This window comes from Nocardiopsis prasina DSM 43845 (assembly GCF_000341265.1).
Lineage (GTDB): Bacteria > Actinomycetota > Actinomycetes > Streptosporangiales > Streptosporangiaceae > Nocardiopsis > Nocardiopsis prasina.
This window is the reverse complement of the sequence record NZ_ANAE01000108.1, coordinates 21,823-45,645: the sequence shown is the minus strand read 5'-3', so window position 1 is coordinate 45,645 and position 23,823 is coordinate 21,823. Positions and strand designations below refer to the sequence as shown.

The window sequence follows — 23,823 nt, the reverse complement described above, 5'->3', positions numbered from 1 at the left end:
GGTCTCGCCTACGGACAGTCGCCCCAAACCCCCTCGCGGGCAACGGTGGACACCGTCACAGGGGAGCCGGATCCGTACTCGGGTCGCGCCGCACGTGGACGGTGTCGTCTCAGCATTCGAGCCGCTTTGTGTAATCCGGATCACCCGGCATGGAAAATCGGTCAGCACCTCAGTTACAGTGACGGTGCGTTCTCGGAGAAGAACCGCCACAACTTCATATTGCTCATCCAGAGGGGTGGAGGGACCGGCCCTGCGAAGCCCCGGCAACCATCTCGACATGTGGACCCGCGATCAACGCGACCCGTCGAGGCAGGTGCCAACTCCGGCCTGGGGTCAAGGTGGCCACCAGGAAAGATGAGGGGAGACGCCTCGCCATGGCGATTGCCGCCGCTGAACCCACCTCCGTTCGCGCCTTCGGCCCCGGGACCGCGCTGTCCTGTCGGGAGTGCGGTGAGCGCTACGAACTCTCGCCGAGCTTCGCCTGCCAGTTCTGTTTCGGCCCCCTGGAGATCGCCTACGACTTCGGGCCCGTCACCCGCGAGCAGATCGAGAGCGGCCCCAAGAACATCTGGCGCTACCGCTCCCTCCTCCCGGTCCCCGACAACGTGGCCGACCTGCCCAACATGAACCCCGGCCTCACCCCCCTCGTCCGGGCCGACCGCCTCGCCGCCGAACTCGGCCTGCGCTCCCTGCACGTCAAGGACGACTCCGCCAACCCCACGCACTCCTTCAAGGACCGCGTGGTCGCGATCGCCGTCGAGGCCGCCCGCACCTTCGGGTTCACCACCCTCTCCTGCTCCTCCACCGGCAACCTCGCCGGTGCCGTGGGTGCCGCCGCCGCGCGTGCCGGATTCGACTCGTGCGTGTTCATTCCGGCCGGTCTGGAGGAGGGCAAGGTCGTGATGGCCGCCGTCTACGGCGGGAAGGTCGTGGCCATCGACGGCAACTACGACGACGTCAACCGCTTCTGCTCCGAGCTCATCGGCGACGAGGCGGGCGAGAGCTGGGGCTTCACCAACGTCAACCTGCGGCCGTACTACGCCGAGGGCTCCAAGACGCTGGCCTACGAGATCGCCGAGCAGCTCGGCTGGCGCCTGCCCGAGCAGATCGTCATCCCGATCGCCTCCGGCTCGCAGCTCACCAAGATCGACAAGGGCTTCCAGGAGCTGATCCGGGTCGGCCTCGTCGAGGACCGCCCCTACAAGGTGTTCGGCGCGCAGGCCACGGGCTGCTCGCCGGTCGCCCGCGCCTGGGCCGACGGGCACGACGTCATCCAGCCGGTCAAGCCGGACACCATCGCCAAGTCGCTGGCGATCGGCAACCCCGCGGACGGCCCGTACGTGCTGGACATCGCCAACCGCACCGGCGGGGCGATCGAACACGTGGGTGACGACGAGATCGTCGACGCCATCAAGCTGCTGGCCCGCACGGAGGGGATCTTCGCGGAGACCGCGGGCGGTGTGACCACCGGTGTCCTGCGCAAGCTGGTCCGCGAGGGCAGGCTCGACCCCGAGGCGGAGACGGTCATCGTCAACACCGGCGACGGGCTCAAGACCCTCAACGCCGTCGACTCGGGCGTCACCGCCACGATCAAGCCGTCCCTGGAGGCCTTCAAGGCCGAGGGCCTGGCCTGACCCGGACCCGCCCCACGTCCACCACCCACCCGGGAGTACGAACACCATGAGCGTCAGCGTCCGCGTGCCCACCATCCTGCGCACCTACACCAACGACGCGTCCGAGGTGACCGCCGAGGGCGGCACCCTGGCCGAGGTCCTCGACCACCTGGAGGCGAACCACCCGGGCATCCTCGCCCGCGTGCTCGACGACGGCGGCAAGGTCCGCCGCTTCGTCAACGTCTACGTCGGCGACGAGGACGTCCGCTTTGAGAAGGGCCTCCAGACCGAGGTCCGGGACGGCCAGCAGATCTCGATCATCCCCGCCGTCGCCGGGGGCTGCTGACCCGCACGAGCAGTGGGCGGACCACGGGGCGGGCACCGGTCGGTGCCCGCCCCGCCGCGTGTCCGGACCCTCGTAACCTGGGAGGGAGATTCTCCAGGGGACGAGGGTGGCGATGTCGGCGACGCGGTTGTTGGTGCTCGGTGTGGTGCGCGTCCACGGGCAGGCACACGGTTACCGGGTGGGCCGCGAACTGATGGACTGGGGCGCCGAGGAGTGGGCCAACGTCAAGTGGGGCTCGCTCTACCACGCGCTCCGCAAGCTCTCCGAACAGGGAAGACTCCGCGAGTTCGTGGCTGAGGGCGAGGTGACCGACCGCACCTCCTACGAGATCACGGAGGAGGGCGAGGCGGAGTTCGACCGGCTCCTGCGCAAGGCGCTGAGCATCACCGAGGACCACGCCCTCCTGTGCGCCGGGATCACCCTGATGACCAGCCTGCCGCGCGCCGACGTGATCGGTCTGCTGCGGGAGCGGCTGGAGTGGCTGGAGAAGAACGCGGACGGGGTCCGTGAAGCGACGGACCTCTCCGAGTCCGCGTGGGGCAAGCCGCCACACGTGCGCGAGCTCTACCGGCTCTGGGAGTCCTCGCTCGACTCCGGCGCGGAGTGGACGCGGCGGCTGATCTCCTCCCTGGAGGCGGGGGAGTACGTGATGGCCGACGACAGTCCGCACGCCTTCGGTCTGCCACCGGTCTGAGCCGCGTCGAACCTCTGCCGCACCAGGTTCCAGCAGCCCCGTATTAAAACTTGAATATTCCCGACCCATGGTGCAGTGTGGCCCGTGTATTCAAGTTTTAATACGGAGAGGCCGATGATCCACACACGCGAACTCACCCGGCACTTCCGGGTGGGCAAGGAGACCGTCGAGGCGGTCCGGGGCGTCGACATCGACGTCGCCGAGGGCGAGACCGTCGCGCTCCTCGGGCCGAACGGGGCGGGCAAGTCCACCACCCTGCGCATGCTCACCACCCTCCTCGAACCCACCTCCGGAACGGCCACCGTCGCCGGACGCGACGTACGCACCGAACCCGCCGAGGTCCGCCGCCGGATCGGGTTCGTCGGGCAGGGCCACGGGGCCTCGGACGACCAGCGCGTCCGCGACGAGCTGTACTCCCAGGGGCTCCTCTACGGGCTCGACCGGCGCACCGCCCGCCGCCGGGCCGACGACCTGCTGGAGATGCTCGACCTCACTGCCGCCGCCGGGCGCGACGTCACCACGCTCTCCGGCGGGCAGCGGCGCAGGCTCGACATCGCCATGGGCCTGGTGCACCGGCCCGGGCTGCTCTTCCTAGACGAACCCTCCACCGGCCTGGACCCGCACAGCCGGGCCAATCTGTGGGACCACGTCACGCGTCTGCGGGAGGAGTTCGGCACGACCGTGGTGCTCACCACCCACTACCTGGACGAGGCCGACTCCGCCGCCGAGCGGGTCCTGGTCATCGACCACGGACGGGTGATCGCGGACGGTGCTCCCGACGAGCTCAAGGGCCGCGTCTCCGGAGACCTGGTCAGCCTCGTCCTCGCGGACGAGAAGCAGGCCCGGGGCGCCGTCGAGGTGGCTGAGCGGGTCGCCCCGGACGGCGGCGCCCGGGTCCACGGGGGAGCCGACCACGAGGTGCGCTTCCGTGTGGCCCGGGGCGACTCCGTTCTGCCGGAGCTGCTACGCGCCCTCGACGCCGCCGACCTCGACCTGCGCACCGTCCAGGTGCAGCGACCCACTCTGGACGACGTGTTCCTGACCCTGACCGGCCGCAGCCTGCGCGAGGAGGACCAGTGACCACCACGACCGACGCCCCGGCTCGCCCGGCAGGGGTCGCGGGCGTGCTCCGCGACACCGGCACCGTGTTCGCCCGGCAGATGCGCCCCGTCTGGCACCGGCCGTTCATGATCGCCTTCGGGATGCTCCAGCCGCTGCTGTACCTGGTGCTGTTCGCGCCGCTGCTCACCGGCCTGGCGGGCGCTGAGGGGGAGAACCCGTGGCAATGGTTCGTGCCGGGCCTGTTCGTGATGCTCTCCCTGTTCACCGCGGGGTTCGCCGGGTTCGGGCTGCTGCCCGAGATGGCCTCGGGGGCGCACGAGCGGATGCTCGCCACCCCGACCAGCCGGGTGGCGCTGCTGCTCGGCCGGGTCCTGCGCGACCTCGTGATCGTGCTGGCGCAGATGCTGCTGATCCTGCTCCTGGTGCTGCCGTTCGGCTTCCGGACCACCCTGTCGGGGGCTCTGGTCGGCTTCGCGCTGCTGGGGGTGCTGGGGGTCGGGCTGGCCACGCTGTCCTACCTGGCGGCGATGCTCGCCAAGCAGACCTACGTGTTCGCTCCCATCATCCAGACGGTCATGATGCCGCTCATGCTGCTCTCCGGCGTGCTGCTGCCGATGGAGCTGGCCCCGGGGTGGCTGTACACGCTGTCGCGGTTCAACCCGGTGGCGCACGTGGTGGACGCCGCGCGCGTGCTGTTCGGGGGCGGGGCGTGGGATGGCACGGTCCTGGTCGGCTGGGGCGTGGCTGTGGTGATGACCGTGCTGGCCCTGGCCGTGGGCGCCCGGTCCATGCGCCGCCTCAACGGCTGAACCCGGGCGGACGAGGACCCCTGGTCACCGGGCTGGCGGAGTGCTTCGCGAAGACCTCGTGCGAGACCAACTCCAGGTAGCTATCGAGTCAGTGAGCAGGTCTTCCCTAGGACTCCAGGTAACCCCAGGAGGGGCAGGCGGCTGCGGGCGGTGCCCTGTGTCCAACTCGCACCGGTGCTCCATGTCGTGGTCGGCAAGCAGCGTGGTGAGGGTGTCGGCGTATCGCCCGCAGTTCTGCGGGTCCCACCTCGTAAGGGTTGGGGTCGGCTACCGACTACCCCTTCTCCAGGCGGGACAGGTCCTCCTGGGTGCGCAGGATGTGCTCCACCATCTGCTCCCGGGTGAGGGAGAAGTCGCCCTTGAGCTTCCAGGCCTGCCTCATTGAGGCCTTGTGCTTCTGTGCGGCTGCCGGGCTGGTGGCGGCACGGGCCGCGCGCATGTGGACCCCCGTCGCTCGGGCTGCGGTCTCGTCCAGGACCTCTCGGATCACCTCGTCGGAGGTGCTCGGGTCGTAGAGCACTGCCTGGTCGCGTCGCATGGGGTCTTCCTTTCGTTGGGGGGCGTCCACGTGGACGACCTTGCCGTCCGGCAGGGCGTAGGAGCCGGGGGCGACGGGCATGTCGTCGGCCAGCATGATGCCGTGGTCGGTCAAGGTGAGTTCGGCGAAGGTCAGCACCGGCAGTCGTCGTTCAAGCGCGGCCGCGGTCGGCTGGTCGACCAGAACGGCCGTGAGCACGCCTCGGTTGGTGAGCCCTTGGGGGCCGTGGGTGGTGGCCTCGCCTCGGGTGGCGCCCCAGCGGGCGCGCGCCAGACGAACGCCTTGGGTGTGGGCCACGATGAGCTCGGCTGCCGCCACCAACTCGGGGGGTACCAGGCGGCCGTCCGGGACTCCGTCATCGGTGATGACCACTGTGCCCTTCGTGCGTGTCACCCAGGCCATGTGGGTGCCGAGCTCGACGCGGACCTGGTCCGAGGGAAGGTATCGGATCTCTCGGCCCGCAGTGACGTGAGCCTTCACCTCAGCCTCCCTGTGTGTATGGCTTCCTACACGTGAAAGTGTAGGGACGCCCACACGGTTTGTCGAGAAGCCCCCTCCGCCACTCGGTAGCTGTTGGGTGCGGGAGGCCCGCCACCTCGGAGTGTTGCCGGTGTGCCGAGGCGGGCACGGACCCACTGATGTGGCTGGGTCGAGCGTGTCGAGCCGTCCGTGGAGTTGTGGCCATCGAAGGCTTTGGCCGGTGGACCCACGTGGTGGACGCCGCGCGCGTGCTGTTCGGGGGCGGGGCGTGGGATGGCACGGTCCTGGTCGGCTGGGGCGTGGCCGTGGTGATGACCGGCCCTGGCCGTGGGCGCCCGGTCGATGCGGCGCCTCAACGGCTGAACCCGGGCGGACGCGGACCCCTGGTCACCGGGCTGGCAGAACCTGGCCACCCGGTCACCAGGGGTTCGTCCGTTGTTCGCCGAGCGCTCAAACCGCCCTGTGGAGGGAAGTCCGCGCTGTTCAGGGCTGTTTCCGAAGCTGGGGAAATCGTGACCACATCGTTTGCACTCTCCTTGGTCGAGTGCTAAAAAAGGGAGTGGTTAGCACTCACCTTTACCGAGTGCTAACCGGATCGAGGCTGCGAGATCGCGGTCCTCCGGCAGCAGGGTTGCCGGTGCGAACGCGGTCGTCCGTCGCGGGCGCACGCCTCGTCCCATCGCGTATCAGCCCGGTCACGGGAGGACAAGAACTCAATGGCAGCCAAACTGATCGCGTTCGACGAGGAGGCCCGTCGCGGCCTCGAGCGCGGCATGAACCAGCTCGCTGACGCCGTGAAGGTCACGCTCGGCCCGAAGGGTCGCAACGTCGTCCTGGAGAAGAAGTGGGGCGCCCCCACTATCACCAACGACGGTGTCTCCATCGCCAAGGAGATCGAGCTCGAGGACCCCTGGGAGAAGATCGGGGCCGAGCTGGTCAAGGAGGTCGCCAAGAAGACGGACGACGTCGCCGGTGACGGTACGACCACCGCCACCGTCCTGGCCCAGGCTCTCGTCCGCGAGGGTCTGCGCAACGTCGCCGCCGGCGCCAACCCGATCGGCCTCAAGCGCGGCATCGAGGCCGCCGTGGCCCGCATCAACGAGGAGCTCGGCAACCTCTCGAAGGACGTCGAGACCAAGGAGCAGATCGCCTCCACCGCCTCCATCTCCGCTGGTGACACCCAGATCGGTGAGACCATCGCCGAGGCGATGGACAAGGTCGGCAAGGAAGGCGTCATCACCGTCGAGGAGGGGCAGACCTTCGGGCTCGAGCTTGAGCTCGCCGAGGGCATGCGCTTCGACAAGGGCTACATCTCGCCCTACTTCGCCACCGACCTTGAGCGCATGGAGACGGTCCTCGAGGACCCCTACATCCTCATCGTCAACTCGAAGATCTCCAACAACAACGAGTTCCTGCCCGTTGTCGAGAAGGTCCTCCAGTCCGGCCGTCCGCTGATGGTCATCGCCGAGGACGTCGCCGACGGCGCCCTCCAGACCCTCGTGGTCAACAAGATCCGCGGCACCTTCAAGTCCGTCGCCGTCAAGGCTCCGGGCTTCGGTGACCGCCGCAAGGCCCAGCTCGGCGACATCGCCGTGCTGACCGGCGGCCAGGTCATCACCGAGGAGGTCGGCCTCAAGCTCGAGAACACCGAGCTCGACCTGCTGGGCCGCGCCCGCAAGGTCGTCGTCACCAAGGACGAGACCACCATCGTCGACGGTGCCGGTGACGCCACCGCCATCGCCGGTCGCGTGAACGAGATCCGCAACGAGATCGAGCGCACCGACTCCGACTACGACCGCGAGAAGCTTCAGGAGCGCCTCGCGCGTCTGGCCGGCGGCGTGGCCGTCATCAAGGCCGGTGCCGCCACCGAGGTGGAGCTCAAGGAGCGCAAGCACCGCATCGAGGACGCCGTCCGCAACGCCAAGGCTGCGGTCGAGGAGGGCATCCTGCCCGGTGGTGGCGTCGCGCTGCTCCAGGCCAGCGTCCCCGCGTTCGAGAAGCTGGACCTCGACGGTGACGAGGCCATCGGCGCCGACATCGTGCGTCGCGCCATCGCCGAGCCGCTCAAGATGATCGCGGTCAACGCCGGCCTCGAAGGCGGCGTCGTGGCGGACAAGGTCAAGAACCTGGAGCCCGGGTTCGGCCTCAACGCCGCCACCGGCGAGTACACCGACCTGTTCAAGGACGGCGTCATCGACCCGACCAAGGTCACCCGTTCCGCTCTGCAGAACGCGTCGTCCATCGCTGGTCTGTTCCTGACCACCGAGGCCGTCATCGCCGACAAGCCGGAGAAGGCCTCGGCTCCCGCCGGCGACCCGACCGGTGGCATGGGCGGCATGGACTTCTAGCAGGTCCGTGACACCGGGCGCGAGCCCGTAGGCGCCTGAGGTCCGGATACGCGACCTCGCCCGCGACGACCGGGCGGTCCCCATGGGGGCCGCCCGGTTTCGCTCTTTCCGGGATCCCCGGGGGTCAACCCTGGGCGGGCCCGTGCGGACGGATCGCGTCGGCCAGTTGGTGCCAGCCCTGCGGACCCGGGAGCACCTGAGCGGACTCCGGTCCGTAGGAGCCCCGGGGATAGGGTTCGGGCTCCGTCGCCGAGTCCATCAGCGGGTCGACGATCCGCCACGACTCCTCAACCACGTCGAAGCGCACGAACTGCTCCGGGCTGCCCACCACGGCGCCGTGCAGCACGTGGTCGTAGGCCTCGTGCCCCCGGCCCAGCTGGCGTTCCACGTCGGCCCCGAGCACGAGGCGTGCCGCCGAATCGCTCTCCGCACCGGGTTCGTTGAGCAGCATCTCGAAGGTCACCCCGGACCACGGCTCCAACTGGAAGCGGACCAGGTTGGCGGGCCCCGGGTAGAGGTCGGCGGCGGGGCGCTTCAGCTCGGCCACCACCTCCCATGAGGTGAGGGGCATGTGCTTGCCCGAGCGAACGTAGAAGGGCACGCCCGCCCAGCGTCGGTTGTCCACCCACATGCGCAGCGCGAAGAAGGTCTCCGTGGTGGAGCCGGGGCCCACCCCCTCCGTGCCGAGGTAGCCGTCGTAGCGGCCCCGGATCGCTTCGGCCGGTTCGATGGTGCGCACGGCGCGCAGCAGGCGCAGCTTCTCGTCCTTGACCACCGAGGGGTCGGTGGAGACCGGCGCGTCCATGGTGAGCAGCGCGAACAGCTGGAGCAGGTGGTTCTGGAACACGTCCCGGACCGCCCCTGCGGCGTCGTAGAAGGACCCCCGGTCGTCCACCCCGAAGTCCTCGGCCATGGTGATCTGCACGTTGTCCACGTAGGCCCGGTTCCACACGGGCTCCAGCAGGGTGTTGCCGAACCGGGTCACCGGCAGCCCCCTGACGGGTTCCTCGCCCAGGAAGTGGTCGACGAGGTAGAGGCTCTCCGAGGGGAAGCACTCCAGGAGGGCGCGGTGGAGTTCGCGGGCCGAGGCGAGGTCATGGCCGAAGGGCTTCTCCACCACCAGGCGGGCGTCACGGTTGAGCCCGGCGTCCGCCAGGGCGCGGGCCACCGTGGTGAACAGCGCGGGCGGCACCGCCAGGTAGTGGGCGGTGTGGGAACCGTCGGGCAGGGTCGCGGCGAGGTCCGCGTAGGTGCCGGGGTCGTTGAGGTCGCCGGTGACCAGCGTCATCCGGTCGGTCAGGGACCGCAAGACGGACTCGTCCAGGGCGGTAGAGGCCTCGGAGCCGGTCTCGGCCAGGTGCTCGGTGACGGCCTCGCGAGTGCGCCGCCGCAACTCCCCGGTGTCCCAGTCGGACTTGGCCACCCCCACGATCCGGGTGCGCAGCTCCTCCCGTTCCGCCAGGTGGTACAGGGCGGGCATGAGGTACTTCCGGGCGAGGTCACCGGTCACTCCGAAGATCACCAGGGTGTCGGCGTTGGGTCCTGTGGTCATGCTGTCCCCTCGTCGGCGGCCGGTGCGCGGGCGGCGCACGTTGGCGGGGGTACCCGGTCCGGGCCGGTGACGTGCCCAAGGGAGGGCCAAGAAAGGGTGACCGGGCCGACCTGGGGCGTCCGCGCGGGGGCTCCTCCCAGCGTCCAGGAGCCCTGGGCGATCCGGTGCCAGGCGGGCCAGCTGATGCCGCACCCCTCGTCCAGCACGTCGCGCGCCCCGCGGGCCGCCGTCCGGCGCACCACCCAGGGGAAGGGGCGGTCGTCGTGGCTCCACGGATGCCGCAGGTGGGCGGTGCGGGTCCGTGCCGTGGGCGTCCTCGGACCGGCTAGAGAGGGGCTGATCCCGCGTCCCGGCCGTCGAGCCAGGCGTGGACCGCCGCCTTCACCTGCGGGGTGAGGTCGCTGTCCGCGTACTCCTCGGCCGGTATCCAGCGCAGGTCCGTGTGCTCCTCGGAGAGCACCACCTCCGCGCCGTCGTGGGGGAGGGCGAAGGTGAACTGGCGCTTGCGTGCCCCGTGCCGGGAGACGTAGTCGAACCAGGTCACGAACGGTTCGAGCGGCAGCGCGCCGGGTGCCCGGCCGATCTCCTCCCGCAGTTCCCGCGAGAGGCCCTCCAGGATCGTCTCCCCGGGGTCCACCCCGCCCGAGGGGAGGCTCTCCGCGCCGGGGAAGGAGGTGTCGTCGTCGCGGCGGCGCAGCAGCAGGATCTCCCGCCCTGAGTCCCGGTGGACGATCGCGCCCGCCGCGTACCGTTCGATGCCCGCCGCTCGGGCCTGGCCAGCCAGGTCATCGAAGGCCGGGGGTTCCGTGGTGTCCATGGGGTGACCGTACCGAGCGGCGGGGCGGGCCGTCGGTGTCCGGCTCCGGTCGGCACCGGAACCGGACACCCGCGCTCTACCGTGGGCCGGTGATGCGCAGGGCCACCAGGGTGGCGAGCATCCACGCGACCCCGGCCACGATCAGCGTGACGGCCGCAGGGGCTCCGACGACGTGGGCCAGGCCGCCGAGCGCGAGAGGGGGAAGGACGGTTCCGCTCAGGGCGAGGAACGAGGCCGAGGCCCGCTCGGCGGGGGAACCGGCTCGGGCTCTGCCCTTGAAGCGGGCCGAGAGCCCCTCCGAGCTGAGGCGCGCCTCCATCCCGTAGGTGAAGGGGGTCCGGTCGATGTCGACGTCCGCTCGCGAGCGCGGGGACTCGGCGTCCAGACGGAGTTCCCTCACGTGTGGTTCTTCCCGAGTCTCCCGCTGCTGCGGGGGCTGCCCCGGGGGATCTCCCATGAACGAACCTCCAGCCGTTGGCGTACAGGGGGGTGGTGCCGCTCTCTGGTTCGGTGGGGGCCAGGCCGACACCTGGTGACGCCGCAGCGCCGAGTGTCCACGCTCCGTAGCCTACCATGAGGGCGTCTTTTGGTGCATGTGATGTGATGACGAATGATGCCTTGACCGCATCTCATATCAGTCTGTTAAGCTTTTCCTAGCCTTACCAAAGTCGCGGAAGTGCTGGGGGGAGATGCCGATGGCCGGGATCAGCTCATGGAAGTGCCCCGGTCCGTGTCGCTGCCGGAGGGATCTCCGCGTCGAGGCGTTCGATCCTCCGTGCGAGCCCCGTCGTTTCCCCGTGCCGACCGCGCCGTCCCGCTTGCGGTGTCTCCGGCACGCTCCGAGTTCGTGTTTCCCGCGGCTCCTCGCGGATCGAGCCCACCGCAGTCAAGCCAGAGAACGAGGTCGCGCCATGTCACCCAAGGGCACAGGAACAGAACTGACCGACGCCTCCCAGGGGCGGGGGCGACCTGCCGGGAGAAGGGTCGCCGGATCCCCGGCGCGGGTCACCGTCAACCTCACCGCGCGTTCCACGAAGGCGATGGAGGAGGCCGTCGCCGCGACGGGCGACACTCAGACCGACGTCATCAACCGCGCCCTTCAGGTGTACGCCTACCTTGAGTCCGTCATGGCCGAGGGCGACCGCGTCTACGTCGAGAACGCCGAGACCCAGGAGCGGGAGCGCCTGCGCTTCTTCTGAACCCTCCCCTTCGGTGTGCCCGGGAAGCCCGGGTGCCGTGCCAGTGCCCCGACCGTGAGCGCCGAGTGTCCACACCACCGCCGCCCGGTCGGGCGCACGAACGCCGGGAGAAGCCGAACGTCCTCCCGGTGTCGTGCGCGGTCGTCTCGCCTCAGACCCGTAGCAGGGTGAGGTAGGCGAACCCCAGCGTCTCCCGCTGGGCGTGCACGCGCGCGTGGCGGTGCCGGTCGGCGCGGTCGCGGACCTCGTCGAAGTCGGGGGAGTCGGGATTCTCCCGCAGCCAGTCCTCCCAGCCCAGGCAGTGCCGGTTCTCGAACTCGTCCCACTCGTCCACGGTGGTCTCCGCCAGCGCGATCAGCCGGAAGCCGTGGGAGAGAGCGAAGTCCACCAGCTCCGGCATGGAACGGTACTGGTCGCGCGGGATGAACGGCATGGCCGCCATCTCGGCGTCGGTCGGCGGCCGCTTCCAGAAGCACTCGGCGAACGCCGCCCGGCCGCCCGGTCTGGTCAGGTCGGCCAGGGCCGCCAGGGCGTTGGCCGTGTGCACCACGGGGTCACCGCCCCACACGTGGCTGGCGCCGATGTTGAGCATGACGTCCGCGGGTTCGCCCCGCCACGCGCCGACGTCCCCGGCCACCAGTTCGACCCGGTCGGCCAGCCCGCGCTCCTCGGCGTTGGCCCGGCCGAGCCGGACGTAGTCCTCGCTGAGGTCGATGCCGAACCCGGTCGCGGTGGGTTCGGTCGCCAGTGTGCGGAGCAGCAGTTCGGCCCAGCCGCAGCCGACGTCCACCACGTGGCGATCCGTCAGGGGACCCAGTGAACGGATCAGCCGAACGGCCCGCTCGTCGTTGAGCGGGCCGTTGAAGTCGACGTCGCGGTACATCGGGGGAACCTCGGGGGTGGTCATCGGAGGAGGATCACCCGCGCGGGGGCGGTCTGTCAACGCTTTTCCGGCGCTCGCTTCCCGCGCCCCGTTTCCTACGCCCCGTTTCCGGCCCCCTGTCCCCGGGCTCAGCCCTCCCCGTGCCAGGCGTTCCACAGTGCCGCGTAGGAACCGCCCCGGGCGAGGAGTTCGTCGTGGGTGCCGAGCTCGACGATCCGGCCGCCGTCCACCACCGCCACGCGGTCCGCGTCGTGCGCGGTGTACAGGCGGTGGGCGATCGCGACGACAGTGCGGCCCGCGAGGACTCCGGCGAGCGACCCCTCCAGCCGGCGGGCCGACCGCGGGTCGATCATCGAGGTCGCCTCGTCCAGCACCAGGACCTGTGGGTCGGCCAGCACGACCCGGGCCAGCGCCAGCTGCTGCACGTGGGCGGGGTCCAGGGCGTCGCGCCCGGAGCCCACCAGGGTGTCCAGGCCGTCCGGCAGCGCGCGCACCCAGGCGTCGGCGTCCACCGCCTCCAACGCCCGCCACAGCCGGTCCCGGTCCACGCTCTCGTCGTCCAGCGCCAGGGCCAGGTTCTCGGCGATCGTGCCCCGGAACACGTGGCTCTCCTGGCTGAGCAGGATCGCCCGTTCCCGGCGCTCCTCGGGGGACAGCGAGGTCAGGTCCGCGCCGCCGACGCGCACGGTCCCGGTGCCGGGCAGGTACACCCCGGCGAGGAGCTTTCCGAGGGTGGACTTCCCGGCTCCGCTCGGGCCGACCATGGCGAGCCGTTCCCCGGGGCGCAGGTCGAGGTCCACCCCGCGCAGCACCTCCGTGCCGGGGGTGTAGCCGAACCGCACACCGTGGACGGCCACGGTGCCGGGCTCGCTTGCCTGACCCTCGGCTTCGTCGCCGGGGAGTGCGGGCCCGTCCGGGGCCGGGACCCCCAGAAGGCGCCGCATCGCGGTGAAGCCGACCATCACGTTGTCGATCTGGTCGATCATGCGCTCCAAGGGCCTGGACATCTGCACGGTCAGGAACACTGCCGTGGCGATCTGGCCCAGGGAGAGCTCGCCCTGGACGTGCAGCACCCCCGCGACCAGGAAGGTCGTGGCCGAGGCGAACATGTACGAGAACTCCAGTGGCGGATACCAGACGGTCCGCAGCCACAGCGTGTACCGCTCGGCCAGGTACGCGCGGCGCACGTCGGCGTCCGTGCGCAGGTCCTGCCACCGCTGGCGGCCCAGCGCCTCCAGTGTGTGCGCACCCTCCACCGTGTCGGACACACCCTGGGTGAGCCTGGAGTAGGTGCCCATCTCGGCCAGGTACCCGTCCGGGGCCCGCCGCGTGTACCACCGCGTGCTCACCCAGATGACCAGCACGGACGGCACCCACGCGAGCAGCAGCGCCGGGTGCAGGAAGGCCTGGGCCACCATGATGACCAGCACCGTCGCCATACCCGTGGCGAACACGGGCAGCGACTCACGCACCATCACACTGAGCGAGTTGATGTCGCGGCCGGTCCGCGAGACCAGGTCGCCGGTGCCCGCGCGCTCCACGGTGCCCAGGGGCAGCCGCAGCACCGACCGGACGAACTCCTCGCGCAGCTCGGCCAGCAGCCCCTCGCCGAAGCGGATGGACTGGGCCACGGCCGCCAGCAGAAGGGCGGCGTTGACCAGTAGGGACGCCACGATGACCAGGGCCATGGCGTCCACGCGCCCCGGCGCGGCGCCGTCACGGACGGCGTCGATGACCATCCCGAGTACCCACGGGGCGACCAGCGCCGACCCCGTGGCCAGCGCGTACAGCGCCACGACCTGGATCAGGAGCGGTCCGTGGTCGCGGCCCGCGCGACGCATCCGCCGCCACACCACGGGGGCGGGCGCCACCGGGAGGGCCGTCGGGTCGACCGCGACGGTGGGCGGACCGCCGGGAACGGAGGGCGGCGCGGGTTCCTCCGCAGGGGGCCGGGGGCCGGCTGTCTGGGTCATACCCTCTCCTCCTCCAGAGTCGTGCGCAGGACGGTGGCGGCGTAGGCGTCTTCGGTGCGGAGCAGGTCCCGGTGGGAACCCTCGGCGGCCACCCGGCCCTCCACCACGAACTGGACGTGGTCGGTGCGGTCCAGCAGCAGAGGGCTGGTGGTGACCACCCCGGTGGTGCGGTCGGTGCGGACCCCTCGGAGCCGTTCGGCGACGGCGGCCTCCGAGTGGGCGTCCACCGCCGAGGTGGGTTCGACGAGGACCAGCACGTCGGGGTCCCTGAGCAGGGCACGGGCCAGGCGCAGGCGCTGCTGCTGTCCGCCGGAGTACTCGCGGGCGCGTTCGGTGAGTTCGACCTCCAGCCCCAGGGGGGACTGGGCGAGCACGTCCTCGGCCGACGCGGCTCGGAGCATGGCGGTGACGTGCTCCTCCGTCCCGGTGCCGTCGGGGTCGAGCTCGTCGCGCAACCGGCCGGAGAACAGGTGGGCGTCGTTGCCCGCGACCAGCACGCGGCGGCGGACCTCCCGCAGTGGCAGATCGTCCAGGGGGACGGCGGACAGCTCGGCGGCGCCGTTCCGGTAGCGGCCCAGCCGCTCGACCAGTGGGCCCACGTCGGTCTGGTCGGCGCAGACCACGCCGGTCACCCTCCCGTGGTGCAGGAGCACCCCGCTCGTCGGGTCGTGCAGGTCGTGCGGCCCGGTGGGTGCCTGCGCCGGTGCGGCGGGTTCCGTGAGGTCGTGCTCCAATCCCAGCACACGCACCACGCGGCTGGCGGCCACCCGGGCGGTCACCAGGTCGGAGGAGAAGAGCATGAAGTAGCGGACGGAGCTGGCCAGCGCGCCCGTGTAGCCGTAGAAGGAGACCAGCTGGCCCACGGTGATCTCGCCGACCAGCGCCAGCCGCGCGCCGTACCAGACGATCCCCACCAGGAGCAGTCCCGGGTAGAGGGTGCGGACGGCCTCCAGCGCGGCGTCCATCCAGCCCACCCGGACGCCCGCGGCCCGCACCCGCTGGGACTCGGCGCGGTACCGTTCGCCGGTCGACCGCTCGCCGCCCACCCCGCGCAGGACCCGCAGTCCGGCCACGAGGTCGGTGGCGCGGGTGGTGAGCTCGGCCTGCCGGTCGCGGTGGGCGTGCGTGCGTCGGTTGAGCGGACGCAGCAGAGGGACCATGCCGACAACGATCAGCGGTACCGCCACCAGGACGATCAGACCGAAGGTGACGTGGGAGCTCAGCATCAGGACCGCGACCATCAGGACCGCGACCATGGAGGAGACGGCCAGGTTGGAGCGTTCGTAGAAAGCGCCGAGCCGGTCGATGTCGTCGGTGCCGACCGCCACGACCTCGCCGGTGGGCAGCCGCCGGGTGAGCGTCGGCCCCAGCCGTGAGGAGTGGCGGGTGATGAGCTGCATCGTCCGGTAGGCGGACGCGTACCAGTTGAAGCAGCTGGCCCGTTCGAACAGGGGGGTCAGGGCCGCGCCCGCCACGGCGCACAGACCGATGAGTGCGAACCAGTACAGCAGGGTGCCGTACCCGCCGCCGTCCAGTCCGGAGTCGAGCGCCGCGCCGAGCACGAACGACACCAGGATCGTGCTCAGGTAGTACGCGGAGGCGACCAGCGAGGCCCACAGCAGTGAGCGCCACTCCTTGCGGGCGAGCCAGAGGAGGTAGCGGTTGGCGGAGCGGTGGTCCGGAGTGCCCGGGGGCTGGGGAAGTACGCGCACAGTTACGGCACTCTAACCAGGTCCTCCGGAGGAGACCACTGGTTTTTCCGGCCGTCGGAGGGCCCGCCGGGCGGTCGTGCTCAGGGGGTTCTCCGGGTGTTCCCGGATGGTGCGCGGCGGCCCCGGAGCGGGAGGCTGGTGCCATGAACGACACAACCCTCCGTGAGGTCGGGCCCGCCCGGCCTGGTCTCCCCCTGCGGATCGCGGTCGTCACCGTCGGCGCCGTGCTGATCTGGGTCGCCATCACCCTGGCCAACGACCTGCTCTTCGCGGAACCCGGGGGCCGGGGCAACCTCGCCCACTGGACGAACGCCGGGATCGCCGTCGTCCTGGGGACGGCGTTGGTCTGGGCGGCCCGCCGCTACCTGGATCGCCGCCCGTGGTCCGGTCTGGGGCTGACCGGCCCGAGCGAGGCCTGGTGGCCGCTGCTCGTGGGCGCGCTCTCCTGGCTGCTCCCGGCCGCGCTCGGGCTGGGGTTCGCCCTCGCTCTCGGGGTCTCGATCACCCCGAGCGTTTCCGCGAGCCAGATCGTGCTCTCCCTGGTGCTGCTCACGGTGTTGGTGCTGCTCTACGAGGCCCTGCCGGAGGAGCTGATCTTCCGGGGCTACCTCTTCCGCAACCTCAACACCGCGATGTCCGCCTGGTTGGCGGTGTTCGCGCAGGCGGCGCTGTTCACTCTGTGGGGGACCGGCCTGTGGGTCCTCACCGGCGGGTGGGAGGTCGTCGCCGAGAGGATGCCGCTGTTCCTCGGTATGAGCGTGGTGCTGGGCTGCCTGCGGGTGGTCACCGGGAACCTCTGGGCCTGCGTGGGCTTCCACCTGGTCTTCCAGGTGGCGGCGCAGGCCCTGCTGAGCTGGGACCTGTTCGAGGTGAACGGGGTCGACACCGTCATGGCGACCGTGTTCCTGCTCCCGTTCGCACTCGGGGTCACCGTCGCCATGCTGTTCCTGCGCGACACCGGCAGCTGGGGCGGACGGGTCCCCGACCCGTCGTCCTGAACACGGTGCGGCGCATCGGGGAGGACGGAACGGCCGTGCCTCATTCACAGACGGAGGAACGCTGTCCGACGCGCACCACCCAGATGATGAGCCGATCGTTCTCCAGGGTGTGGATGACCCGGTAGCCCCCACACGGAGGCGCCGCACCTCGGGACCACCGACCGGGGCTGTGGTTCCGTCCCAGGGGGCCGCTCACATCGCTGGCGGCTCCGCCACCAGCGAAGCATCCAGGAAGCGCGTCCTAGGGGAGCTCGCCGCGCTGGTGGAGGAGCTCGACCAGCTCGCGCACGGCCGGGGCGCACAGGTCGCGCTGGGCGTGGGAGACCCACACCGCCTCCAGGATCTCGTTGTCCGGCACGATCTCCCCGTCGTGCTCGGCGGCGTAGCAGACCAACCGCACCCGGGTCCCCGGCGCCTGGGCGTGCGCCTCCTGGTCGATCTCCGCGACCGGGCGGAAGGTGCCGGGACGCAGGACCACGCTGACCTCCTCCAGGGTCTCGCGGGCCACCGCCTCCTCGTCGCTCTCGCCGGGCTCGCGCTTGCCGCCGGGGATGTACAGGAGGTCCCTGCCTTCGGGGCGCACGCACAGCAGGCGGCCGTCGCGCACGTGGACCCAGGCCAGGGCCTCGATGACGGCGGGGGGCGAGGGAAGTGAGTTCGCGGACATGTGGCCACTTTAGGTCGCGGTGCGCTGGGGTGAACGGCCGCCTCCGGGTGACCTGAGACACTAACCTCGTCGGGTAGGCGGTTGCGTACACCCACGGCCCCGCGCACCGGCCGGGCCACGGCGAGAGCGGACGAACATGGCACCCTCCCCCTCCGGAACCGGCCCCGGCATGGGCCCCGACCCCTCGGCCGAACACGTCGGGGCGGAGGTCATCCCCCTTCTCGCGGAGAGCTCCAGCGGCGGGGTCCCGCCCCAGACGACGGAGCAGCGCCAGGAGCGCGAACGCGCCTACAACCTGTACAGCGCGGCGATCGGCGCCTGTACGGCGCGTCTGGAGAAGGACCCCGAGCTGTCCGAACGCGCCGCGCGACTGCTCTCCGAGGAGGCGCGCCTGCCCTTCATGACCCCCGACGAGGTCGCCCGCGCGAACGCCGAACTGCCCCGGACCATCGGAGGACTCCGGGCGGACCCCGCGCAGCCGACGGCCGGTGCCACCCCCGGCGATCTGGGGCGCGAGCTCACCGACGCCGAACTGGACTCGCTCTTCGGCCTCGCCCTGCGGGACCGGCTCACCGGCACCCCGCGCGAACGCCCCCGTCTGCTGCTCCTCGGCGGCCAGCCCGGCTCCGGCAAGTCCACCCTCCAGCGCCTCCTGCTGCCGGTCCTGCCGCAGGGGACGGTCAGCTACGACGGCGACGACCTGCTGCGGCTCTCGCCCGACTACGAGTGGTCCATGACCGCCGACGACAGGGCCGCCTCCACCTCGGTGTCCATGCAGGTCGGCGGGTTGCACGGGCGGGTCATGGAACACGTGCGGCGGGGCCGCCACGACGTCGTGTGCAGCCACCCGCTGGGCCGCGCGGACTGGGCCGCCTCATGGGTGCTGGGTTTCAGGGAGGCCGGGTACCGGGTGGAGGTCGCCTTCGTGGCCACGCACACCTCCAACAGCCGGTTCTCGATCTTCGACCGCCACGAGCGCGCCACCCGGGACCAGGGGTTCGGCCGCTGGCTGCCGGAGATCCACCACGACCGCTTCTACCTGGGAGTGCCCAACACCGTCGAGTTCCTGGAGACCCACCACCTCGCGGATTCGGTGTACGTGCTCTCACGGGAGGGCGAGGTCCTGTACGCCAACCACCAGCGGGACGGGGTGTGGCGGTCCGAGCCCTTCGGCCGGATCGCGTTGGAGGCCGAGAGGGGCAGACGCGAGCTGTGGCGCCGCGAGGACACGCCCTAGGGTCGTGCCCCATGGACCTCCTCACCGCGAACCCCCTCCTGGTACGCCAACCCAGACGCTTCATGGCTGACGTCTCCGACTACGAGATCCACGACCAGTCCGGACGGCTGATCGCCCGGGCGCGTGAACAGGGCGCGAGTGGGGGCGTGCAGGTGCTGCGGCAACTGTCCAGCAGTACCGAGGGGTTCGAGAGACGGGTGCACGTCACCGACCCGAACGGGGCGCTCCGGCTCGTCATCCGCAAGCACTGGTCCTGGATGACCGCGACCACCAGCGTGAGCCTGCCCGACGGCCAGCCGGTGGGCACCATCGAGCAGGACCTGAAGTTCTTCCGGGCCAGCTTCACCCTGCTGGACGCGTGGAAGCGCCAGCTGGGCACGATCGAGGGCGACCTCGTCGGCCGGGACTTCCGGATCAGCGACCACGTCGGCCACGAGGTCGCCAGGGTCGACCGGCGCCTGCCCGACCTCGGGGAGTTCCTCACGGCGGCGGACAGCTACGCGCTGCACCACCGCTACCCCTCCCTCCCGGAACCGTTGCGTACCCTCGTGGTGGCCTCAGCGATCGCCATCGACCTCGTGCTGCGCGAGGGGAAGTGACCTACGGAGCGTGCCGGGCCGAGCGCTCAGGTCTCCAGCCGGGCCATGGCGGCGCGGTCCTCCTCACCGAACCGCTCCTCCAGCTCCTCGGGTGAGGCGTCCAGGTCGATCCGGGAGAGCGGCACCCCGCGCGCGGACTCGATGGCGCCCAGCCGCCGCAGCGCGCGGTCGCTCGCGTACTCCAGGAGTTGGCCCGGGGGGAGTTCGTAGCGCTGGACGGCCGGGTCCTTCGAGGGCACGTCGCCGTCCCTGACGGTGCCCATGACGTGGGGGAGGAGTTCGTCGAGGCGTTCGCTCACCACGTCCCAGTTGCGGTCGTCGGCGGCCACGTGGCGTCGGCAGGTGAAGGTGCCCCAGGCCATGTGGCGGCGTTCGTCGTCGCCGATCCGCCTGATGATCCGGCGCATGCCCGGGAAGATGTCCCGGACGGTGCACACGTGGTTCCAGGCGTAGTAGCCGGTCAGCGCGAGCGAGCCCTCGATGATGTGGTTGTAGGTGACCGAGGCGCGCACCTGGTTGCGGGGGCTGGGGTCGTCCAGGAGGGCCTCCATCGAGCGGGGGAGCTCGTCCTGGAACAGGGTCCGGTAGCCGGGGTTGGTGTCCACGTACTCGTGGAGGTCGTCCCGGACGCCGATCGCGTCCAGCCACAGACGGAAGGCCTGGACGTGCCTGGCCTCCTCGAAGGCGAACTGGGTCAGGTACATCTCGTCGCCCAGGCGGCCCTCGGCGGCCATGGCGCGCAGGAACGGCTGGAGGTCCTCGGTGACCGCCTCCTCGCCCGCCGCGAAGAGCGCGCACAGCCGCAGGACGCGGGTGCGCGCCTCATCGTCGAGCCCCTTCCAGTCCTCGGCGTCCTGGGAGAGGTCGATGTCGGCCGGGTTCCAGAACCTCGCGTTGCCCTTGACGAACAGCTTGAGGGGGAGTGAGTCCCAGTTGAGTCCGCCGCTGCGGAGCGAGTGGAAGCCGTCGCGGTGCTCGGTGGCCGGTGCCTCGGTCATGGGGGGTACCTCCGTCAGGTGTACTGCCCCTCATGATTGGACACGGTGCGGGTTCGTGTAAAGCCCTTCGGGTGTCCTGGGTCACTCGAATTCCGAGCGTGGTTCGGTTTGGCGGGAAGGCCCGGTCACGACCGGGATGCGGTCGTGACCCGGGGCGATCCGGCCCCGCCGAAACGGTACGGTCTTGGGAGTACGACCGCATGAACGATCGGATCGGGGGACGACGTGTTCTGTGGTGATCCCGGCAGTCCCGGCTACACCGCGTGCGCCGCCCAGTCCCAGCTGTTCGCGCTGGCCTCGGTGATCCCCGCGCTGCTCGGCCTCGCCCTGTTGGTGGCCGCCTTCACGGCGCCCTCGGTCCGGGGCGACCGGTTGCTGCGCACCCGGACCCTCAGCTACTCCCTCATCGCCTGGGGCATCGCCGCCGGGACCTACGTGATCGGCGTCCTGCCCTCGCTCTGACCGGCGTGGTGGCGCACCGCCCGGTCAGATCTCCTCACCGGCGAGCAGGTCGCCCGCGTCGGCGATGCGGTACGCGTAGCCCTGCTCGGCCAGGAACCGCTGCCGGTGCGCGGCGTAGTCCTGGTCCAGGGTGTCCCGGGCGACCACGGCGTAGAACCGCGCGGTGCGGCCGTCCGCCTTGGGCCGCAGCACACGGCCCAGCCGCTGCGCCTCCTCCTGCCGCGAACCGAAGGAACCCGACACCTGGACCGCCACCCCCGCCTCGGGGAGGTCGATCGAGAAGTTGGCGACCTTGGACACCACCAGGGTGCGCAGCTCACCCGAGCGGAAGGCGTCGAAGAGGCGCTCACGCTCCTTGTTGCGGGTCTCACCCTTGATCACGGGGGCGCCCAGCCGCTCGCCGAGTTCGTCGAGCTGGTCGATGTAGGAGCCGATCACCAGGACCTGCTCCTGCGGGTGACGCTCCACGATCCGCCGCACCACGTCGGTCTTGGTCTCCGAGGACGCGCAGAACCGGTACCGGTCCTCGGGCTCGGCGGTCGCGTACGCCAGCCGCTCGGAGTCGGTCAGGTCCACCCGGACCTCCACGCAGTCGGCCGGGGCGATCCACCCCTGGTTCTCCATGTCCTTCCACGGGGCGTCGTAGCGCTTCGGCCCGATCAGCGAGAACACGTCGCCCTCCCGGCCGTCCTCGCGGACCAGGGTGGCGGTCAGGCCGAGCCGACGGCGGGCCTGGAGGTCGGCGGTCATCCGGAAGATGGGCGCGGGCAGCAGGTGCACCTCGTCGTAGACGACCAGGCCCCAGTCCTTGGCGTCGAACAGTTCCAGGTGCGTGTAGACGCCCTTCCGGCGCGCCGCCATCACCTGGTAGGTCGCGATGGTGACCGGACGGATCTCCTTGCGGGTCCCCGAGTACTCGCCGATCTCGTCCTCGGTGAGGGAGGTCCGCTTCAGCAGCTCGGTCTTCCACTGGTGCACGGACACGGTGTTGGTCACCAGGATGAGGGTCGTCGCTCCGGTCATGGCCATCGCGGCCGCGCCGACGATGGTCTTCCCGGCGCCGCAGGGCAGCACGACCACGCCGGAGCCGCCCGCGTGGAAGCTCTCGGCGGCCTCCTGCTGGTAGCCGCGCAGCTCCCAGTCGCCGTCGGCGAGGTCGATGCTGTGCGCCTCGCCGTCCACGTACCCGGCCAGGTCCTCGGCGGGCCAGCCGATCTTCAGCAGGGCCTGCTTGAGGTTGCCGCGCTCGCTGGGGTGGACGGAGACCGAGTCCTCACTGATCCGCTCGCCCAGCATGCCCTTGACCTTCTTGGCCCGGACGACCTCCTCCAGGACGGCGCGGTCCGAGGACTCCAGGACCAGGCCGTGCCGGGGGTCGCCGACCAGCCGGAGCCGCCCGTAGCGGTCCATGGTCTCGGCGATGTCCACGAGCAGCGAGTGCGGCACCGGGAACTTCGAGAAGCGCAGGAGCGAGTCCACGACCTGCTCGGCGTCGTGCCCGGCCGCGCGCGCGTTCCACAGGGCCAGCGGCGTGATCCGGTAGGTGTGCACGTGTTCGGGGGCGCGTTCGAGCTCGGCGAACGGCGCGATGGATCGGCGGCACTCCGGGGCGAGTTCGTGGTCGATCTCTAGCAGGAGCGTCTTGTCGGACTGGACGATCAGGCAGGACACACGGGGCCTTCCGGCGGGTACGGGCACTGACACGGGGAAGAGGGTGGCCCCAGGTCCAACACGGGAACCCCTCTGATCATGCCCGCACCCGGGTGGGGTTCGTTACGGTCGCGGGTCAGACCCCCAGATAGAGGATCAGGGACGCGATCACCATCACCGGCAGCAGGAAGACCACCGAGAACGCCGTGTAGGCGAAGGTGGCCGTCCACGTGTAGCGGATGTACCGCTCCACGGCGTCCGTGTCCGGGACCTTCGTCAGGGCCAGGACGCCGAGGACGATCCCGGGAACGTTGGCGAACAGCACGACGAACCACAGGCCCAGGGAGACGCCGAGGACCTGGACCAGCAGGGTGCTCACGGCCACGATCAGAGCCGCGACCGCCCCGCCCACCCGGGGCGGGGGACCGGAGGGTGGTGGCGGTCCCGTCCAGGGGCGGTGGACCGGAGTGGCGGGCTGGTACGCCTGCGGCGCCGGTCCGGGAGGGGGCGCTGGCGCAGGGCGCGCGACGGGGGCTCGCGCGGGCACGCCGGACCCGGGGACGGAGGTCCGTCCCCGCTCCCAGAAGGCCCTGGGGTCGCTCCGGTCGCCGTTCACCGCTGGTCCGTGCCCCCTAATGCAGAACACCGTCTGTGGGTCGCATACCCGCCGCACCCGGGTGGGACGCGGACGGTGCCGTACTCGTTGCCCCAAACCGGGGTCAGAAGTTCACCACGGGGACGATCTGCTGGATCCAGTCTCCCGCCTGGGTGAACATCACGAAGGTCAGCACCAGCATCACGAAGAACATCACTCCCGCGGCGCCCAGGCAGTACCAGGAGTACCGGGTGAGGACCTCGGCCTGGTCCGGGCGCCCCCGGTCGCGGGCGTGCGCGGCCCGCACCGCGAAGGTGATCCCGGCGATCCCGAAGATCCAGTTCATGCAGCAGAGCGCGGTCACCGCGTGCAGGATGAGCGCCATGGTGGAGCTGTTGGCCCCGCCCGTCGACCCCGCGGGGCCGGGTGTGCGGCGGTCGTCGTCGAGATCCCGCTCGGGTGCCCGGTCCCGCCCCTCGACGGTGCGGTCCTCGCGCGCCCGGTCGCGGGGGGAGGAGGCTCCGGGGGGCAGCGGTGCGTTGCTCATGGGGTGTCTCTCGCCGTCGTTGATCGACCTACGCCACTCTAGCC

Annotated in this window: 24 protein-coding genes and 1 riboswitch; of the genes, 11 read left to right on the top strand and 13 right to left on the bottom strand. The window is 70.9% G+C overall.

The window, feature by feature from the left end; all coding sequences use genetic code 11:
* Positions 1–220 precede the first annotated feature (220 nt).
* Positions 221–361, top strand: a riboswitch (SAM riboswitch).
* Between the two features lie 13 nt (positions 362–374).
* The 5 genes from thrC to D452_RS0110365 all read left to right on the top strand — a co-directional run bounded on the left by thrC (position 375) and on the right by D452_RS0110365 (position 4,524).
* Positions 375–1,634 carry a threonine synthase gene (thrC, locus tag D452_RS0110385; protein WP_017544085.1) on the top strand — a complete coding sequence of 420 codons (1,260 nt, stop codon included), beginning with the start codon at positions 375–377 and terminating at the stop codon, positions 1,632–1,634.
* Between the two features lie 46 nt (positions 1,635–1,680).
* Positions 1,681–1,959 carry a ubiquitin-like small modifier protein 1 gene (locus D452_RS0110380; RefSeq protein WP_017544084.1) on the top strand — a complete coding sequence of 93 codons (279 nt, stop codon included), beginning with the start codon at positions 1,681–1,683 and terminating at the stop codon, positions 1,957–1,959.
* Between the two features lie 112 nt (positions 1,960–2,071).
* Positions 2,072–2,653, top strand: a complete 582-nt coding sequence (locus tag D452_RS0110375; RefSeq protein WP_017544083.1) for a PadR family transcriptional regulator — start codon at positions 2,072–2,074, stop codon at positions 2,651–2,653.
* A gap of 114 nt (positions 2,654–2,767) precedes the next feature.
* Positions 2,768–3,733: a daunorubicin resistance protein DrrA family ABC transporter ATP-binding protein gene (locus tag D452_RS0110370; RefSeq protein WP_017544082.1), complete on the top strand. Its 966-nt coding sequence runs from the start codon at positions 2,768–2,770 to the stop codon at positions 3,731–3,733.
* Positions 3,730–4,524: an ABC transporter permease gene (locus D452_RS0110365; RefSeq protein WP_017544081.1), complete on the top strand. Its 795-nt coding sequence runs from the start codon at positions 3,730–3,732 to the stop codon at positions 4,522–4,524. Before D452_RS0110370 ends, D452_RS0110365 begins: the two co-directional genes overlap by 4 nt.
* A 274-nt stretch (positions 4,525–4,798) precedes the next feature.
* Here the strand turns inward: D452_RS0110365 and D452_RS29230 are convergent, their stop codons facing one another.
* Positions 4,799–5,542: a hypothetical protein gene (locus D452_RS29230; protein WP_017544080.1), complete on the bottom strand. Its 744-nt coding sequence runs from the start codon at positions 5,540–5,542 to the stop codon at positions 4,799–4,801.
* A 716-nt stretch (positions 5,543–6,258) separates the two neighbouring features.
* Between D452_RS29230 and groL the strand changes: the two genes are divergently transcribed.
* A complete protein-coding gene (gene groL / locus D452_RS0110355; RefSeq protein WP_017544079.1) occupies positions 6,259–7,890 on the top strand; it encodes a chaperonin GroEL in 1,632 nt (543 codons plus the stop codon).
* 124 nt (positions 7,891–8,014) lie between these two features.
* On the opposite strand, the gene zwf is transcribed toward groL, so the two are convergent.
* The 4 genes from zwf to D452_RS0110340 form a co-directional block, all read right to left on the bottom strand.
* Positions 8,015–9,442, bottom strand: a complete 1,428-nt coding sequence (gene zwf / locus D452_RS0110350; protein ID WP_017544078.1) for a glucose-6-phosphate dehydrogenase — start codon at positions 9,440–9,442, stop codon at positions 8,015–8,017.
* Positions 9,439–9,684 carry a hypothetical protein gene (locus D452_RS30680; RefSeq protein ID WP_083927488.1) on the bottom strand — a complete coding sequence of 82 codons (246 nt, stop codon included), beginning with the start codon at positions 9,682–9,684 and terminating at the stop codon, positions 9,439–9,441. The genes zwf and D452_RS30680 overlap by 4 nt, the downstream gene beginning before the upstream one ends.
* A gap of 83 nt (positions 9,685–9,767) precedes the next feature.
* Positions 9,768–10,259 (bottom strand): NUDIX hydrolase, encoded by a 492-nt coding sequence (locus D452_RS0110345; protein ID WP_017544077.1) that lies wholly within the window; start codon positions 10,257–10,259, stop codon positions 9,768–9,770.
* Between the two features lie 76 nt (positions 10,260–10,335).
* Complete coding sequence (locus D452_RS0110340; protein ID WP_017544076.1) at positions 10,336–10,659, bottom strand: hypothetical protein; 324 nt, start codon at positions 10,657–10,659, stop codon at positions 10,336–10,338.
* Between the two features lie 511 nt (positions 10,660–11,170).
* Here D452_RS0110340 and D452_RS0110335 point away from each other — a divergent pair.
* Positions 11,171–11,458, top strand: a complete 288-nt coding sequence (locus D452_RS0110335; protein ID WP_017544075.1) for a ribbon-helix-helix domain-containing protein — start codon at positions 11,171–11,173, stop codon at positions 11,456–11,458.
* Between the two features lie 151 nt (positions 11,459–11,609).
* On the opposite strand, the gene D452_RS0110330 is transcribed toward D452_RS0110335, so the two are convergent.
* The 3 genes from D452_RS0110330 to D452_RS0110320 form a co-directional block, all read right to left on the bottom strand.
* Positions 11,610–12,365 (bottom strand): SAM-dependent methyltransferase, encoded by a 756-nt coding sequence (locus tag D452_RS0110330; RefSeq protein WP_017544074.1) that lies wholly within the window; start codon positions 12,363–12,365, stop codon positions 11,610–11,612.
* Positions 12,366–12,469: 104 nt separating this feature from the next.
* Positions 12,470–14,314, bottom strand: coding sequence for an ABC transporter ATP-binding protein (locus tag D452_RS0110325; RefSeq protein WP_017544073.1), 1,845 nt, complete (start codon positions 14,312–14,314; stop codon positions 12,470–12,472).
* Positions 14,311–16,026 carry an ABC transporter transmembrane domain-containing protein gene (locus D452_RS0110320; protein WP_017544072.1) on the bottom strand — a complete coding sequence of 572 codons (1,716 nt, stop codon included), beginning with the start codon at positions 16,024–16,026 and terminating at the stop codon, positions 14,311–14,313. Before D452_RS0110320 ends, D452_RS0110325 begins: the two co-directional genes overlap by 4 nt.
* A gap of 143 nt (positions 16,027–16,169) precedes the next feature.
* On the opposite strand from D452_RS0110320, the gene D452_RS0110315 reads away from it, so the two are divergent.
* Positions 16,170–17,024, top strand: coding sequence for a CPBP family intramembrane glutamic endopeptidase (locus D452_RS0110315; protein WP_017544071.1), 855 nt, complete (start codon positions 16,170–16,172; stop codon positions 17,022–17,024).
* Positions 17,025–17,265: 241 nt separating this feature from the next.
* Here D452_RS0110315 and D452_RS0110310 read toward each other — a convergent pair whose 3' ends face one another.
* Positions 17,266–17,691, bottom strand: coding sequence for an NUDIX hydrolase (locus D452_RS0110310; RefSeq protein ID WP_017544070.1), 426 nt, complete (start codon positions 17,689–17,691; stop codon positions 17,266–17,268).
* A 136-nt stretch (positions 17,692–17,827) separates the two neighbouring features.
* Between D452_RS0110310 and D452_RS0110305 the strand changes: the two genes are divergently transcribed.
* Together D452_RS0110305 and D452_RS0110300 are read left to right on the top strand one after the other, a co-directional pair.
* Complete coding sequence (locus tag D452_RS0110305) at positions 17,828–18,928, top strand: zeta toxin family protein (RefSeq protein WP_026129162.1); 1,101 nt, start codon at positions 17,828–17,830, stop codon at positions 18,926–18,928.
* Between the two features lie 11 nt (positions 18,929–18,939).
* Positions 18,940–19,527 carry an LURP-one-related/scramblase family protein gene (locus D452_RS0110300; protein WP_017544068.1) on the top strand — a complete coding sequence of 196 codons (588 nt, stop codon included), beginning with the start codon at positions 18,940–18,942 and terminating at the stop codon, positions 19,525–19,527.
* 26 nt (positions 19,528–19,553) lie between these two features.
* Here the strand turns inward: D452_RS0110300 and D452_RS0110295 are convergent, their stop codons facing one another.
* A complete protein-coding gene (locus tag D452_RS0110295; protein WP_017544067.1) occupies positions 19,554–20,525 on the bottom strand; it encodes a R2-like ligand-binding oxidase in 972 nt (323 codons plus the stop codon).
* 225 nt (positions 20,526–20,750) lie between these two features.
* Between D452_RS0110295 and D452_RS0110290 the strand changes: the two genes are divergently transcribed.
* Positions 20,751–20,987 (top strand): hypothetical protein, encoded by a 237-nt coding sequence (locus D452_RS0110290; RefSeq protein WP_017544066.1) that lies wholly within the window; start codon positions 20,751–20,753, stop codon positions 20,985–20,987.
* A 24-nt stretch (positions 20,988–21,011) separates the two neighbouring features.
* Here the strand turns inward: D452_RS0110290 and D452_RS0110285 are convergent, their stop codons facing one another.
* The 3 genes from D452_RS0110285 to D452_RS0110275 form a co-directional block, all read right to left on the bottom strand.
* Positions 21,012–22,658 carry a DNA repair helicase XPB gene (locus D452_RS0110285; RefSeq protein ID WP_017544065.1) on the bottom strand — a complete coding sequence of 549 codons (1,647 nt, stop codon included), beginning with the start codon at positions 22,656–22,658 and terminating at the stop codon, positions 21,012–21,014.
* Between the two features lie 115 nt (positions 22,659–22,773).
* Complete coding sequence (locus D452_RS0110280; RefSeq protein ID WP_233515740.1) at positions 22,774–23,016, bottom strand: hypothetical protein; 243 nt, start codon at positions 23,014–23,016, stop codon at positions 22,774–22,776.
* Positions 23,017–23,356: 340 nt separating this feature from the next.
* A complete protein-coding gene (locus tag D452_RS0110275; protein WP_017544063.1) occupies positions 23,357–23,779 on the bottom strand; it encodes a hypothetical protein in 423 nt (140 codons plus the stop codon).
* Positions 23,780–23,823 lie beyond the last annotated feature (44 nt).